Source organism: uncultured Rossellomorea sp., assembly GCF_947488365.1.
In the GTDB taxonomy this organism is placed as follows: domain Bacteria; phylum Bacillota; class Bacilli; order Bacillales; family Bacillaceae_B; genus Rossellomorea.
Genome location: NZ_CANKZT010000002.1, coordinates 665,326 through 681,572, shown reverse-complemented (window position 1 = coordinate 681,572; position 16,247 = coordinate 665,326). Strand labels below are relative to the sequence as shown.

The following is a 16,247-nucleotide window of genomic DNA, read 5'->3' as shown; positions in this document are numbered from 1 at the left end:
ATACATCTTTCTTTCAGCAGCCTTATAAGTCTAAATGGGTGCTTGTAACAATCGTCGATACTTATACATAGACTAATGTATCAGAAACTGACCAGGAGGAGATTACAATCAATGAGGAAAAAGTGGTTTACCCACTATATAACATTTCTAATCAAGAAAGCTTCTTTTTACTATCGGAGATTAATAACCTAAAACAGACTATAAAAAAGTTAAAAGACGGATACCTTTACGCTGAGAATGAACATTTAAGAGAAGAGATAAGTCATAAGAATCATGAATTAGAGCTTGCGTATGAACAAATTAAAGTAAATGATTTGCACGAAATAGAACTGTTGAAGGATAGAAACACATTAACAGAAGCTAATGAAAAAGTAGAATCCGAGTTAAAAAATGCAAACCAGATAATCATCAATAATGGGGCTCATATTCAAACACTTGAATATGAAAAAAAAGAATTAGAGCAATCTCTTTTAAAAGAAAAATATAAATTCAATGAAGTTAGAAAACAGCTGGAAGAAATACAAGCAGAAAGAATTTCATTAAAAGAGTCTAATAATGTTTTACTACGCGAAATAGATACTTTACATTCTGGTTTAGTTGAAAGAGATAGGATGATCTATTCCTTTGAAAATGAAATAGCTATTAAGGATACTCATCTACAAGAATTAAACCAAGCACTCTCACAATCGGAAGAAACAAAAAAAGACCTCTTCCAGGAGTTATTGACAAAAGCCGAGAAATTAGAAGGGCTGTCAGTTGAAAGAGATCAATTAATGCTTCGATTTGAAGAATCCAAACAAAAATTAATGGAGTCTGAAAAAATGAAAGTGGATTATTTCGAAAAAATGATTGTAACCGTTCAACAGCAGATCGAGGAGAATGAATGGTGGTTGACAAATCAATTCGCTGACATTGATCGGTCATCTAAGAAGCAGGAAGAAAAAATGGACTCACTTGAATCTGTTATGAATGATTCATTTGAAAGAGTGCTAAGTAAAAAAGACAATATGTTGAACGAACTTGAAAAATTCGATTTCCAGCTTTCACATATTATCCAGCAGATGAACACACTTTATCAAACCGAGTCGTCTATATTCCACGGAATTGATTCTCTAAGAACAATGATCGATTCTAATAAAACTCAAGACTTGAACAAACTTGTGACGACCAAAAAAGGCGTTTATAGAATTGAAGCAAGAGAAAGCACGCCTATAATCAGCGATAAAACAAGATAGAAAATTGCGATGCAAATACAACAAAGATAGAAAGGACTTCCAAATTGGAAGTCCTTTCTACAATCAGAATTACAATTACATGAATTCTTTCACTAATTCATCAAATTTACTTTCATCCAACCTTAAATCATGAGTGCTTAGAGGTTCATCAGAATAACCTGCTACAAGCTCTTGGTACGATGGCTGTTCTTTGTTTTGATAAATCAAACCAGTAACCAGTCCATCCTTTTCCATGAGCATATTCATTGCTTGTTCGCGATTTGATGGATCATAGTCTTCAAGATCTGAAAGCTTTGTCAGGTTCTCTTTAAACCAGTCGTACGTATTAATCTTGTTATATGTTACGCAAGGACTAAATACGTTGATCAATGAGAAGCCTTTATGATTAAGGCCTGCTTCAATTATCGCCGTCAGCTCTTTCAAGTCAGAAGAGAAGCTTTGGGCAACGAATGTTGCACCGGCTGTCAATGCCATTTCCATAGGTGCCAGTGCCGGTTCGATACTTCCCTGAGGCGTAGACTTTGTCTTAAAACCAGATGATGAGCGGGGTGAAGTTTGGCCCTTTGTCAGCCCATAAATCTGGTTATCCATAACGATGTAAGTGACATCAACATTGCGACGGATAGCATGGATCGTATGGCCAAGTCCGATGGCAAATCCATCTCCATCCCCACCTGAAGCGATAACGGTTAAGTCCTTATTCGCCATTTTTAATCCTTGAGCGATAGGAAGGGAACGCCCATGAATGCCATGAAAACCGTATGAGTTAATGTAACCTGAAATACGTCCGGAACAACCGATTCCGGAAACGACAGCTAATTGTTCAGGGTCCAGTCCCACATTCGCCGATGCCCGTTGAATCGCTGCTTGTACAGAGAAGTCGCCACACCCAGGACACCAGTTGGGTTTAACATTATTTCTGAAATCTTTAAAGGTAGCCATGGATCAGATCAACTCCTTACATCTAGAATGAATTTCATTTGGTAAATATGGTGTTCCATCATACTTTGTCATTTTCGTGATTTTATTCCCATACCCTACATTCATTTTTATTATATTTGCCAGTTGTCCAGTAGCATTATGTTCAATCACGACCACTTTCTTCGCTGATTGCATAAGTGGTTCCAGTTCATCTGCCGGGAACGGATGGATTAAGCGAACATGCGCGTGGTTCACTTTCAGCCCATCGGCATCAAGTCGTTCCATTGCTTCTTCAATTACTCCTCGCGTCGAGTTAAAACCAATTAATAGTAAATCGGCTTCTTCATGTGGTGCATGAGTGTGGATTGGATTAGTAAAGCGGATACTTTCCACCTTTCGCATACGTTTATCCATCTGCGCCTGCCTGTTTACTGGGGATTCAGAAGGCTTCCCTGTTTCATCATGTTCTACTCCTGTTACATGATGAATCCCATTCTTCATTCCAGGAATGACACGTGGTGATACCCCATCTTCAGTCACTTCAAAACGTTTAAAGTATTTTTTCGGTTCTAATTCATTTAGTTCAGATTCATTTCCAACAAGCTTTCCTCTACGAATTTCCACTTTGCTGTAATCAAGAGGTTCAACAGTTTGTTTCCCTAATGAAAGTTGGAGATCTGAAAGAATGATGACTGGACATTGATACTCTTCGGCCAAGTTAAATGCCTCGACTGTGTCATAGAATGCTTCCTGTACTGTACTTGGAGCCAGGACGATTTTTGGAATCTCACCGTGCGTACCATAAATCATGGCCATTAAATCAGACTGCTCCTGTTTTGTTGGAAGTCCTGTGGACGGCCCTCCACGTTGAGTATCTACTACAACTAATGGCTGTTCAGTCATTCCAGATAAACCGATTGCTTCCATCATAAGTGAAAGACCTGGTCCGGCCGATGCAGTAAATGAACGGATTCCTCCGTAGTTAGCTCCGATTGCCATCGTTGCGGCTGCAATTTCATCCTCTGTTTGAATAACGGTTCCTCCAACCATCGGGAGCTTTTTAATAAGGTATTCCATAATTTCAGAGGCTGGAGTGATTGGGTATGCGGCCATTAAACGAACGCCACCTGCTAGTGCGCCAAGAGCAATTGCGTCATTTCCGATCATAAACATACGTTTATTCCCGTCAGCTTCTTTCAGCTGTAAGGAACCAACATTGCTTCCAAGTTCTTCTTTCATCGTTTGGAATCCCTGTTTAATCGCTTCCATGTTTTTCTCTACTACCGTTTCACCTTTACGGCCGAAGATTTCTTCCACAACTTCCTTAAAAACTTCTGGATCAAGATTAAGAACGGCACATGTGGCACCTACCGCTACCATGTTCTTCATTAACGACGTTCCAAGTTCCGTGGCTAACTGAGTGAATGGAATGATATAGAGAGAAGCATCTGTATCTTCAGGCTTCTCAGGCTTAAACTTCGCATCAGCTATAATGACACCATTGCTATGTAATTCTTTATAATTCACATCAATCGTTTCTTGGTCAAATGCAACTAAAATATCTAAGTCATCAGCAATCGCACGCACTTGTGTAGTGCTTACCCGAATTTTGTTATTTGTATGGCCTCCCTTAATACGAGAGGAGAAATGACGGTAACCGTATAAGTAATATCCAAGGCGATTGAGAGCCATAGAAAAGATTTCACCCGTACTCTCTATTCCTTCACCTTGCTGGCCACCAACCTTCCATGAAAGTTGTTCCTTCATTTATTACACCCCTTCAATCAATTTTTTGTAACATCTATTAGAGAAGCACATTCTCTTCATTTCGTTCAAACAATCTATTATTACATAGGATTGTTGCAACTTGCGTTCACTCTATCAGTTTATCACTTTTCTATTTAATTCACTACTGTATTGAAGAAATTATGAATGTAAACACGTTCATACTAGCCAAAAAAAACCACTAAAGGTTATACCTTTAATGGCTGGATTAATGATCAATCTGGTAATCTGACAAAAAAGTTTTCATATAAGAATTTCTTCACTTGCTTTTCACTATAGTATCGTTGAAGCGTATTGATTAAGTTATCATATTGTTCGAATGAGGATAATCCTTGTACCGTTTCAGATATACCATCAAAATCGGATCCAAAGCCAATATGACTCTCACCACCCAAACTGCATATATGCTCGATATGTCTTATCACATCTGAAATTACCGCTGATCCTTTTTTATTTAAAAAAGGAGGAACAAAAGTGATTCCCATGACACTATCTCTTTTTATCAGCGCTTCAATTTGATCGTTTTTTAAATTACGGGGGTTGGGACATATAGAATAAGCGTTTGAGTGAGAAGCAATCGGGTGATCAGCCATTTCGATTGTATCCCAGAATGCTTTCTCGCATAGATGGGAGACATCCGTCCAAAGTCTTTTCTCGTTTAAGAATGATACTAGCTCACGTCCAAAATTGGTTAATCCCCCACCCCTCGGCTCCAGTGCACCATCCGCTGCAGCATTGGCCCAATTCCACGTCAATCCTACAGAACGTACCCCAAGCCGGTAAAGAATTTCAAGCTTCGTGATGTCCTCTTCTATAGCCTCAGCACCTTCCAGTGTCAGCATCGCACCAATTTCATCATCGGCCAGTCTTTCTACTTCCTGCTTTGAAGTCACAAATTTAAGTTTTGGGTTGGGTTTTAAAATTTCATTATGAAACAAGTTGACCATTTCTAACGCAGCTTGGAATCTTTGACCAGGTTTCAAGTATGAAGGAATGTAGATCGCAAACAATTGTACCTTACTTCTGCTTTCAAGAAGCTGGGGGTAGGTAATATGCAATGTATGTTTGGATTGAAATGCTCCCTTCCCTGGTTCCAGGTATAACTTCATTAACACATCACAGTGTGCATCAAATAACATAATACTTCATCCTTTCAGGGCATCTATCTTATATGTATTTCGATTAATAGTATAAAGGCTGTCCACTAAAGAATCCTCTTTAATGAACAGCCTATTGATTATTATCTTGGTTCTACGATTAACTTTATCGCCGTACGTTCTTCTCCATCAATCAAAATATCTGTAAATGCCGGGATACATATTAAATCTAAACCACTAGGAGCCACAAAGCCTCTGGCAATGGCTACTGCTTTAACTGCTTGATTTAAAGCTCCTGCACCAATTGCTTGAATCTCAGCTCCTCCTCTCTCACGAAGAACACCGGCGAGTGCACCAGCTACAGAATTAGGATTAGATTTTGCTGAAACTTTTAATATTTCCATTCCTTTTCCTCCTTGTCATTTCCCCCATACCGTATGTCCGTGGTAAAGAACAAACTTGGTATAAATGATTCCACTGATACTATATTCAGGAAATGGACAAATCATTCCGGTAACACCGAAAAAAGGAAAGAAAACATTTAATATTCTGCCATAAATGGATGGTCTTCGTTGATTAAAATACGATCGATTTTTTTCGCTTTACCAGTTCTTTGATCAACTTCAATTAAACAGGCACTCAAAATTTTGCGTCCTGTCTTCGGGACTTCAAAACGAACTGGTAAACTAGTCTGGAATCTCTTGAGAACAGAATCCTTGCTCATTCCCAATACTTCATCATATGGTCCCGTCATACCGACATCGCACATAAATGCGGTTCCATTAGGAAGGATGCGATTATCTGCCGTTTGAACATGTGTATGGGTTCCTATTACGGCAGACACACGGCCATCTAAAAACCAGCCAACCGCCTGCTTTTCACTTGTTGCTTCTGCGTGAAAGTCTACGAAGATAATGGACGTTCTTTTCTTTGCTTCGTATACGAGTTCATCAAGTGCCTTAAACGGATCATCAAGGGGAGGCATAAAGGTTCTTCCTTGAGCATTGATGACGGCAACTTCTTTTCCGTACACTTCAGCGAACACCAGACCGCTTCCTGGCGTCCCTTCCGGGAAATTCGCCGGTCTAACCATTTGTTTAGATGAGTCGATAAAATTGAAGATATCTTTATTATCCCATGTATGATTTCCTAAGGTCACCATATTGGCGCCATCCTGTAAGAATTGTTTATAAATCTTCTCCGTTATCCCTCTGCCTGATGCAGCATTCTCCCCATTAACGATCGTAAAATCCGGTGAATGCTTCTTCTTTAACTTCGGCAGGTATTCTGTGATCATTTCCCGGCCCATTGAACCGACAACGTCTCCAACAAATAATATTTTCATGAAAAATCCCTTCTCTATATGTATTGAGTCCTGTAGTTATTGTATCACAAAATCCTTTGGGTCTATTCATCAATGAGGGTTCTCCCGAATGATTCCATGGCACTGATGGGAGAAATGATAAAAAAAGCTGACTCAAAAAGGGGATATCCCTTTTCGAGTCAACCTCTTATTTAGCGTATTCGACAGCCCTTGTTTCACGGATGACCGTTACTTTAATATGGCCTGGATAATCAAGTTCATCTTCGATTCGTTTACGGATATCTCTAGCCAAACGGTGAGATTCCAAATCGTCAATGGCTTCCGGTCTTACCATAATACGTACTTCACGTCCCGCTTGAATGGCAAAGGATTTCTCAACGCCTTCATAAGACTCTGAGATTTCTTCCAGCTTCTCCAATCGACGGATATAGTTCTCTAACGTCTCGCTTCTTGCTCCAGGTCTTGCAGCAGATAAAGCATCAGCTGCAGCTACCAGAACAGCAATGATTGACGTAGGCTCTGTATCTCCGTGGTGTGAAGCAATACTGTTAATGACCACAGGGTGTTCTTTATACTTCGTTGCAAGTTCTACACCAATTTCTACGTGACTTCCTTCTACTTCATGGTCAATCGCTTTTCCGATATCGTGAAGTAATCCGGCACGTTTAGCGAGTCTTTCGTCTTCACCAAGCTCAGCTGCCAGTAGTCCAGAAAGAAACGCCACTTCCATTGAGTGTTTTAAAACGTTTTGACCATAACTAGTACGATACTTCAAACGTCCCAGGATTTTAATTAAATCCGGGTGAAGTCCGTGAACGCCAACTTCAAACGTTGTTTGTTCACCAATTTCACGAATGTATTCGTCCACTTCACGTCGAGATTTATCTACCATCTCTTCAATTCGTGCAGGGTGGATACGTCCATCCTGTACTAATTTCTCTAATGCAATTCGAGCCGTTTCTCTACGAATCGGATCAAAACCAGAAAGAATAACTGCTTCAGGAGTATCATCAATAATCAGATCAATTCCTGTTAAAGTTTCCAGCGTACGAATGTTACGTCCTTCTCGCCCAATAATTCGACCTTTCATCTCATCATTCGGTAGGTTCACAACACTAACCGTTGTTTCAGCCACATGTTCTGCAGCACAACGTTGTATAGCCAGTGAAAGGACTTCTTTCGCTTTCTTATCTGCCTCTTCTTTCGCACGTGTTTCATGCTCTCTGACCATAATGGCGATATCATGGGAGAGTTCATTCTCAACGCGGTCAAGAATAATTCCTTTCGCTTCGTCACGAGTCAAGCTCGAGATACGTTCTAGCTCAGTTTGCTGTGATCGTACCATCTCGTCCACTTTGCTTTCCATCTCTTCAATATGTTGTTGTCTCTCGTTAAGAGTTCCCTCTTTTCTTTCAAGTAAAGCTTCACGCTTATCAAGCGTTTCATCTTTCCGATCGAGGTTTTCCTCTTTTTGCATCAAACGATTTTCTTGTTTTTGCAATTCATTTCTTCGTTCACGAAGGTCATTTTCCATTTCAGTGCGAAGTTTATGATTTTCATCCTTTGCTTCCAAAAGTGCTTCTTTCTTCAGAGCATCTGCCTCGCGCTTCGCATCTTCTAAAATCTGCTCCGCTGAACCTTTAGCACCAGCAATCTTTGCTTCAGCAATGGACTTACGAATTAGGTATCCAACAACTACACCGACGATTAGGCCAAGCAAAATGAAGATGATTGTAATAGGTTGCATTATTTCACCTCCTCTTGCTATGAACTGTCATCATGTCTTTTACATGTCGGCTTGTACATTGCTCACTAGAACAAAATATACAGCGCTAGGCTTTCAAATATTCATTCGAAAAATTTGTAAAATATACATGTTAATTTTAAATCTCTGAAAATTTATTGTCAAGGGGTAGAGCCCTCTATCACTAGATTTCTCAAGGGATTTTTTCCAATCGACATGAATTGACACTGTCGCTCTGGGGTTATGAATGATTTTCAAGCAAAACCATCTTTTTCAATTTTTTTGTTTGGTTGTAAGTACTACTCCAAAAACCTGGATTCGCATTGGTTCATTAATACCAATCAAAAATAGTCTTTGTGAAAAGGGATAGTCACTATTTTCTACAAATAAGTTGTTTGACATACATAATAAAGAGAAGCAAACCAAAGTGGCTGCTTCTCTTATTTGTGGATCAGTCCTCTAAAAGACTTAATTCACTTTGATCATCCGTTTCGGCACGACCTGTGTCCAAACCGTAATGTTCACGGATTTTCAACATGATTTCACTGCGGATCTCAGGATTTTCTTTAAGGAAAATCTTCGCGTTCTCGCGACCTTGACCCAGACGCTCTTCGTTATAAGAGTACCAGGCACCACTCTTTTGAACAATGTCCAGCTCAGACCCAAGATCGACGATTTCACCTTCTTTAGAAATCCCCTCTCCGTACATGATATCTACTTCAGCTACACGGAAAGGTGGAGCTACTTTATTTTTAACGACTTTGATCTTCGTTTTATTCCCTACCATTTCATTCCCTTGCTTAAGTGTTTCAGCGCGACGGACTTCTAAACGTACAGATGAATAGAATTTCAGTGCGCGTCCACCAGGAGTCGTCTCAGGATTTCCAAACATGACTCCAACCTTTTCACGAATTTGGTTAATGAAAATCGCGATGGTTTTCGATTTGTTAATTGCACCTGAAAGCTTACGAAGAGCCTGTGACATTAAACGGGCTTGAAGACCTACGTGAGCATCTCCCATCTCTCCTTCAATTTCTGCTTTCGGTACAAGCGCCGCAACCGAGTCAATAACGATTGCGTCTACCGCTCCACTACGTACTAAAGCTTCAGCAATTTCCAGTGCCTGCTCACCTGTATCCGGTTGAGAAAGTAATAATTCATCTATGTTTACCCCAAGCTTTTGAGCATATTCAGGATCAAGTGCGTGCTCTGCATCGATAAATGCAGCCTGACCGCCTTGAGCTTGAACTTCTGCAATGGCATGAAGTGCTACTGTTGTTTTACCAGACGATTCCGGACCATATACCTCTATAATTCTTCCTCGAGGATATCCGCCAACTCCCAAAGCTGCGTCCAACGCTAATGAACCACTTGGGCATGTTACTACTTTTCTATCAGTTTGCTCCCCCAGTTTCATTATAGAGCCTTTACCAAACTGTTTTTCTATTTGTTTTAACGCCATATCTAAGGCTGCTTTACGATCGCTCACAAATCTTCCTCCTTTGAATATATAACTTGAGATAGACAACTTATCAGCTTGTCTCAAATCCAACCTATCTATACTATAAACGTTTTTTTAATAGAAAACAAGAAAAAAATCGAACATTCATTCGGTTTTTTTCAAGGGTCTATTCAATTGAATTGAGAGTGATTTCACTAGAATACTTGAAGGTGAATGGAGGTGGTCGGTATATGTTAAGCTTTGATATCCTATCCCGGGATATCAAAACTTTTCTCCACCCATAAAAAAACTGCCTTCCCTATGCTTGAAGACAGCCTGTCTTGCACCTAACTCAATTCCTTGATCAAATAATGCCACCCGTATTTCGCCGTTCTCTTTCGATTAGCATTCCTTCCACCGCCGAGATTTAATAGAAACGCTTTAGTTGGTTGATCTTTTATAGACAATCCAATCCACACGGTTCCTGCAGGCTGACCTTCGTGTGGTCCCGGGCCGGCTACTCCTGTAAAGCTGATTCCAATATCTGATGAGAATAGCGCCCTTACATTTTCAGCAAGTTCACGTGCACACTGTTCACTTACTGTTGTATGTTCGTTCAATGTACTCTCTTTCACGGATAAAATCGTCGTCTTAACTTCATCCTGGTAACAAACCACCCCTCCATTCAGGATAGAGGAAGCTCCAGGTAACGATGCTAATTGAGCTTGAAAGAGTCCACCGGTTAAGCTTTCTGCACAGGATAAGGTGAGACCTTTCTCTTTTAGCAACTTGAATCCTACCTCAACGAGAGAATCCTGATTATAGCCGTAGAAGTAATCTCCTGCAATAACCATAATTTTTTTTTCTACTGTATCCAAAAGGGAGGTGGCAATATCCTTTGACTCGTGCTTCGCCGTCAACCTCAGGGTCACTTCCCCATCGGCCGCCAATGGCGCGATGGTCGGATTGGTTTGTTTGTCAATCAAGTCTTCCAGTTCTGTTTCCAACTGAGCTTCCCCAATGCCGAAAAAGCGCAGTACCCGGGAATGGATGATTTCTCTCTTCTTTAATAAAGTAAAAATCGCTTGCTTGCCGTATTTACTAAACATAGGTTTCATTTCAGATGGGGGACCGGGTAAAAGCATGTATGCTTTACCATCCTTTTTCAATAACATGCCAGGAGCCATACCGTGTTCGTTCTTCAATACTCTGGAACCCGCTAAAATGAGAGCCTGCTTTTCATTGTTGGGGGTCATCTCCCGATTTACTTTGTTAAAGTAGCTTTTTATTGATTCCAACGCATCTTCGTCCATGGTCAATGTTGTACCTAATGACTTCGCTATTGTTTCTTTCGTTAAATCATCCTTCGTCGGTCCAAGTCCACCCGTGAAAATTAACAGGTCTGCTCTTTCTTGAGCTACTGTAATCGCATGATGCAACCGCTCTGGGTTGTCTCCCACACTAGTGTGGTAATAGACATTCACACCCATTTCAGCTAGTTGCTCTGATATGTATTGAGCATTAGAATTGACGATTTGACCTAATAGTAGTTCAGATCCGACCGCTATGATTTCTGCATTCATCCTTATTCCCCCTGTTGGTGATGTGAAGAAGGGAATGATTCTAGTTGAATCATTCCCCTTGTTAAAACGCCTTATTTCGAATTTACAAATGCTTTTTTGTTATGTTTGAAATAATCCCAGCCTGACCAAATAGTAAAGAACATGGCTACCCAAAGGGCAATAGTCGCAAATGGGAGGTTGATCAGTTCAAAAATGGCATTATGCAGAAGCAATGCTGAAATAGCGATAATCTGTGCCCATGTTTTGATTTTCCCTAGTTGGCCCGCAGCAACCACTTCCCCTTCACCGGCTAATACAAGGCGAAGGCCGGTTACAGCAAACTCCCGGCTGATAATGATAATAACAATCCATGAAGGAGCAAGACCGAGCTCAACAAGCACAATCAAGGCAGCGGATACAAGCAATTTGTCCGCTAATGGATCTAAGAATTTCCCAAGGTTAGTCACAAGGTCAAGCTTTCGGGCATAATAACCGTCGATCCAATCAGTTGTTGCTGCAATAATGAATATTAAAGCTCCTACAAAATGTTTGACTGGCATTTCTGCCCCAAGAAACATCATGTCACCCCAATTTAATGGAGCAAGCATAATGATTAAAAACAATGGAATTAAAAATATCCTTGAAACTGTAATCTTATTAGGTAAGTTCACCTTTCTACCTCCAATACTTAAAAAACACGTTCTACCTATAGTATGTAAGAAAAAGGAGTTATTAAAACTCCCTCCATCTTAATTATTGTGTTGCTTGCGGTTCATAGTTAATGACAATATCCTGCCTTACAACATCAGTGGCTGATACTTTATACTCAAGCTGTTTGCCGTTTACCAAAATGTCTGTGTTCGCAGCATTTCCAATTACAAGATAAGCAAGTTTATCCGATGAAAAATCAAAGTCCTTTTTATTTCCCTCTTTTAGTAAACCTTCGAACAATAATTCATCCTTGGTGTTATAAACCCCAATCCATGTATCGCCCTTAGCCGATAATTGCAACTTGAATTCATCAGCATTTTTAAGGTCATAGGTTGTTTTCTTACCAGCAGTATTAACTGCCTCCAGAGATTGTTCAGGCTTTTGCTCTTGTTCTTCATCAGCTTTTTCATCATCTGAAGGTTTGCTTTCTTCTTTATCTTCGGTTTCTTCTTCAGGCTTATCGCCTTCAGCGGTTTTATTTTCATCTACCGCTACTTGCTCTTGATTTTCAGACCCTTGTGTTTCCGGAGCTTTATCTCCTACTTTCCCTTGCCAAAACACCCATACTGCAATCAACGCACCAATGACGAATAATGCTATAAGGAGCTTAGGAAGGAAGTCAAACACCTTGGTAGAGCTTTCTGAAACAGACTTTCTCGATTGGACCCTGGAAAGTGAAACCGGTATTTCATCTTCATAAGTTGTCGGAATTTCATCTTTATGCTCCTCAAAAATCACTTCAGGAGGAAGACCGACCGCTTCACAATACTGTTTAATAAATGCACGCACATAGAACTTCCCAGGCATCGCATCATACGAGCCTTCTTCGATTCCAATCAAATAGCGTTTTTGAATCTTTGTTATCTTTTGCAAATCATCGAGGCTATAACCTTTAGATTCACGAGCTTCCTTTAAACGATTTCCTAATTCCGTCACCACTTAACACCTTCCAATATTAAAAATCAAAACCTCCAAAATCGGAATTTTGAAATAGATTATTTTGTTCTACTAGTTCGTATGTAATTTCTTCATCAGGATCGTTTCTAAGTTCAATGATATAATCAAAATCTTCAAGTGAATATTCAGAGTTTTGAACGAATACATCAGGATGTTCAATTACTTTCACTGCTGGTAATCTCATGATTTCCCTTACAAGCTGCCAGTGCTTCTCACTTGCACGGCGTGTTGAAACGATACCGTCGATAATAAATAAATTCTCGGATGAGTACTCGTCTTCAATCAGCTTACTTCTTATTGTTTGCTTCAATAATGTAGAGGAGACAAAGAGCCATTTCTTATTTGCACATACACTTGATGCCACGATGGATTCGGTCTTCCCTACCCGGGGCATCCCTCTGATCCCAACAAGCTTATGTCCCTCTTGCTTAAATAGCTCAGCCATAAAGTCTACTAATAAACCCAGTTCATCACGAACAAACCGAAACGTTTTCTTGTCATCGGCATCACGCTGAATATAACGGCCGTGACGAACGGCAAGACGATCCCTTAATTTCGGTTCTCTGAGCTTTGTCACATTAATTGTATCCATCGTTTGTAAAATGGACTCTAACCTTGTGATCTGTTCATCATTATTCGCAAGAAGAAGCATTCCCCTTCTTCCTTCATCTACTCCATTTATCGTCACTATATTTATAGAAAGCATTCCTAATAATGAGGAAATATCACCTAAGAGGCCAGGACGATTTTTTTGAATTTCATATTCTAAATACCATTCTTTGCGTTCCATTGGTTACCTCCTGAAAGATCCGTGACATTTCAATTCGATAAAAATTGACATAATTCGAAAAATCTTTTAAACATCTAGGTATTATAATAAATGATTTTCCGGTAATAGAAAAGCAAAACCTACATAAATATGTACAATTTCTCATTTTATGCCTTATAAGCTGATTATAGTTATGATGTATAAGTCTTCACGCGAAAAAATGACTCCAAGTGATTTTTTTGAAAGAGTATATATAAGAAAAAGGAGAGGAAAAATCCCTCTCCTTAACGAGTACCATTGTTATTTACAAGTTTAACCATCATGTTCGCAATGGCATGTTGTTCTTCAGGAGAAGCGACAGACCATAAATCCGCTAACACTTTTTCCTGATCGTTCTTAGCTTCGACTTGATTCGCTAAGTAGTCACCAATTTGGTAAGCTAAATCAGATACCGTTTCATTTTCCATCCCACCATGTTGAGCTTGGTGAAGACGATCGCCTAAGAAGTTTTTCCAATCAGACCAATTATCTAATACAGACATGTGTCATGACCTCCTTTATTGAAATACAACCTTAGTTTGTATCCCGGAAAGAAAATTATGCGCCCTAATCTTATGACTGAAAAAACTTTTTAAGTATGCCAACCACCATTGATGGAAAGTGTTTGACCTGTAATATAGGAAGCTTTAGGTGAAATAAGAAACTGGATTGAGTCAGCGATTTCTTCCGCTTGGGCGAGACGTCCCATTGGTATCTCTTCGGTCAGCGCTTTTAAATCTCCTTCAGAAAAAATGCTCATCATTGATGTATCGACGGCTCCTGGAGCAATTGCATTAATCCTTACCCCACTTAAGGCAAGCTCTTTACTTAATGATTTCACAAATGCCAATTGAGCACCCTTTACGGTTGAATATATAACCTCACAGGCTCCACCTATTTGTCCCCAAATGGAACTTATCATTACAATATTCCCCTTACGCTCAATAAGCTTAGGCAATAATTTTTGAACGAGAAGCAAAGGACTTTTCACATGCACGTTAATCATATAGTCCATCTCTTCTTCAGTCTGATCTTGAAACATCCCCCAGTTTGAATTTCCGCTGCAATAAATAATTGCATCAAGTTGAAAGATATTGTCTACAACATTCCCCACTTCTTCTGGGAGGGCAAGATTTGCTCGAATGGGGGTTGCCTCAACCCCATACTTTTCAATTTTATGTAGTAATTCTTTCATAGCTTCTTCATTCGAATAGTAATGTAAATATAAATTCCATCCCTCTTCTGCCAAGCTTAATGCCGTACTGCTTCCAATTCCCCCTGAAGCCCCCGTTATTAAAGCATATTTCATCTATTTCCACCTCAATGTCCACATAAAGAGAGGAACTACCCTAAAGCAGCTCCCTCCGATATTATGATTTTGGTACTACCTGACACACGGTAAAGCGCTCTTCACTGATAATGGTACTTGCAACGGTTTGAATATCATCATACTTCAATGATTCAAGTGTAGGTACAACTTCAAATAGATCCATTTCATTAAAAGCATAGCGTGTGAATTGATTTGCAATAAACTCTGGAGAATTAATGGCACGTAAAAACGCACCAATTTTCTTTTTCTTTGTTCTTTCTAATCCTTCTTCTGTAAAGAGTGATTCTTTCTTGGCTTTAAGTAACAGCGATTGTACCTTCTCGGCCAACTCATCCGGCTTTTCCGTATCCCCGCCGACGGTTAAGAACCCAAAGCCATTTTCTTGTGTATAGTCATAGTGGAATGTCTCATCGATCAATCCATCATTGTATAAGTCAGAATAATACGTTGAGCTTTTCCCAAATAACATATCCAGGAAAACGTTCATCGAAAGCTCTTGTCTAAGCATTTCCTTGCCTTGCTGATGCGGTTCAGGTGCTTTAAGACCTACCAGGCACTTAGGGCTTTGCACATTCATCTTAAGGACCTGCTTCTTCTCAGCAACCGTTTCTGGTTCATCATCAAATCTCCGCTTGATCTCAGGCATTTTTTCATAATCCTTCTTTTCTTGATTCGAACGAATTTGTTTCATGATTTGATCCGGGTCTACAGATCCCACTACAAAGAGAAGCATGTTGCTTGGATGGTAGAATGTGTTGTAGCACTGATACAACATGTCCTTCGTGATTGGTGTGATGGAATCAATCGTTCCTGCAATATCAATCTTCACAGGGTGATTTTTGTACATATTCTGGATCACACCAAAGTATAATCGCCAGTCAGGGTTATCATCATACATTGTGATTTCCTGTCCTATGATGCCTTTTTCTTTTTCGACTGTCTTTTCTGTAAAATATGGGTCTTGAACAAAATCTATAAGCGTTTCTAAATTTCGTTCTACATTGGTAGTACTTGAAAATAGATAGGCGGTTCGTGTAAATGATGTGAACGCATTAGCCGACGCTCCCTGGCGGCTGAATTGCTGGAATACATCACCGTCTTCCTTTTCAAACAATTTATGCTCCAAGAAGTGGGCGATTCCATCTGGTACCTTAACGAATTCTTCTTCGTTCAGAGGGACAAAATGATTGTCAATGCTTCCGTACTTCGTCGTAAACGTGGCATATGTCTTATTGAACCCTTTTTTCGGGAGTATATAGACGTCCAATCCATTTGACATTTTTTCATAATATAAGTTTTCCTGTAGTTGATCGAAGGAAATTTTCTTCATCT

The 16,247-nt window shown here is 39.8% G+C and carries 15 protein-coding genes; 1 reads left to right on the top strand and 14 read right to left on the bottom strand.

The genetic code is table 11. The annotated features are described in order from the left end of the window. The first annotated feature begins 122 nt into the window (after positions 1-122). Positions 123-1,235 carry a hypothetical protein gene (locus tag Q1B03_RS10330; RefSeq protein ID WP_299741005.1) on the top strand — a complete coding sequence of 371 codons (1,113 nt, stop codon included), beginning with the start codon at positions 123-125 and terminating at the stop codon, positions 1,233-1,235. A 75-nt stretch (positions 1,236-1,310) separates the two neighbouring features. Here Q1B03_RS10330 and Q1B03_RS10325 read toward each other — a convergent pair whose 3' ends face one another. The 14 genes from Q1B03_RS10325 to Q1B03_RS10260 form a co-directional block, all read right to left on the bottom strand. Further along, entirely contained in the window at positions 1,311-2,177 is an 867-nt protein-coding gene (locus tag Q1B03_RS10325) for a 2-oxoacid:ferredoxin oxidoreductase subunit beta (RefSeq protein ID WP_299741003.1), read from the bottom strand. 3 nt (positions 2,178-2,180) lie between these two features. Next, positions 2,181-3,923 carry a 2-oxoacid:acceptor oxidoreductase subunit alpha gene (locus Q1B03_RS10320; protein ID WP_299741001.1) on the bottom strand — a complete coding sequence of 581 codons (1,743 nt, stop codon included), beginning with the start codon at positions 3,921-3,923 and terminating at the stop codon, positions 2,181-2,183. Between the two features lie 233 nt (positions 3,924-4,156). Then, on the bottom strand, positions 4,157-5,083 hold the full coding sequence (locus Q1B03_RS10315) for a dipeptidase (RefSeq protein ID WP_299741295.1): 927 nt from the start codon (positions 5,081-5,083) through the stop codon (positions 4,157-4,159). A gap of 98 nt (positions 5,084-5,181) precedes the next feature. Beyond that, entirely contained in the window at positions 5,182-5,442 is a 261-nt protein-coding gene (gene spoVS / locus Q1B03_RS10310; protein ID WP_034760060.1) for a stage V sporulation protein SpoVS, read from the bottom strand. A gap of 137 nt (positions 5,443-5,579) precedes the next feature. After that, positions 5,580-6,383 (bottom strand): TIGR00282 family metallophosphoesterase, encoded by an 804-nt coding sequence (locus tag Q1B03_RS10305; RefSeq protein WP_299740994.1) that lies wholly within the window; start codon positions 6,381-6,383, stop codon positions 5,580-5,582. A gap of 166 nt (positions 6,384-6,549) precedes the next feature. Then, positions 6,550-8,109, bottom strand: a complete 1,560-nt coding sequence (gene rny, locus Q1B03_RS10300) for a ribonuclease Y (RefSeq protein WP_299740992.1) — start codon at positions 8,107-8,109, stop codon at positions 6,550-6,552. A gap of 448 nt (positions 8,110-8,557) precedes the next feature. Then, a complete protein-coding gene (recA, locus tag Q1B03_RS10295) occupies positions 8,558-9,595 on the bottom strand; it encodes a recombinase RecA (protein WP_044337332.1) in 1,038 nt (345 codons plus the stop codon). Positions 9,596-9,894: 299 nt separating this feature from the next. Next, complete coding sequence (locus Q1B03_RS10290; protein WP_299740990.1) at positions 9,895-11,130, bottom strand: competence/damage-inducible protein A; 1,236 nt, start codon at positions 11,128-11,130, stop codon at positions 9,895-9,897. Between the two features lie 71 nt (positions 11,131-11,201). Further along, complete coding sequence (gene pgsA / locus Q1B03_RS10285; protein WP_149155565.1) at positions 11,202-11,780, bottom strand: CDP-diacylglycerol--glycerol-3-phosphate 3-phosphatidyltransferase; 579 nt, start codon at positions 11,778-11,780, stop codon at positions 11,202-11,204. An 82-nt stretch (positions 11,781-11,862) separates the two neighbouring features. Continuing rightward, entirely contained in the window at positions 11,863-12,759 is an 897-nt protein-coding gene (locus Q1B03_RS10280; protein WP_299740986.1) for a helix-turn-helix domain-containing protein, read from the bottom strand. 16 nt (positions 12,760-12,775) lie between these two features. After that, a complete protein-coding gene (locus Q1B03_RS10275; protein WP_113968160.1) occupies positions 12,776-13,567 on the bottom strand; it encodes a DUF3388 domain-containing protein in 792 nt (263 codons plus the stop codon). A 263-nt stretch (positions 13,568-13,830) separates the two neighbouring features. Continuing rightward, the gene (locus tag Q1B03_RS10270) at positions 13,831-14,088 is read right to left on the bottom strand and encodes a DUF3243 domain-containing protein (RefSeq protein WP_044337337.1); all 258 of its coding nucleotides are present in this window, start codon (positions 14,086-14,088) and stop codon (positions 13,831-13,833) included. Between the two features lie 89 nt (positions 14,089-14,177). Then, a complete protein-coding gene (locus Q1B03_RS10265; protein WP_299740980.1) occupies positions 14,178-14,894 on the bottom strand; it encodes an elongation factor P 5-aminopentanone reductase in 717 nt (238 codons plus the stop codon). Between the two features lie 61 nt (positions 14,895-14,955). Next, positions 14,956-16,245, bottom strand: a complete 1,290-nt coding sequence (locus Q1B03_RS10260) for an EF-P 5-aminopentanol modification-associated protein YfmH (protein ID WP_299740978.1) — start codon at positions 16,243-16,245, stop codon at positions 14,956-14,958. Positions 16,246-16,247 lie beyond the last annotated feature (2 nt).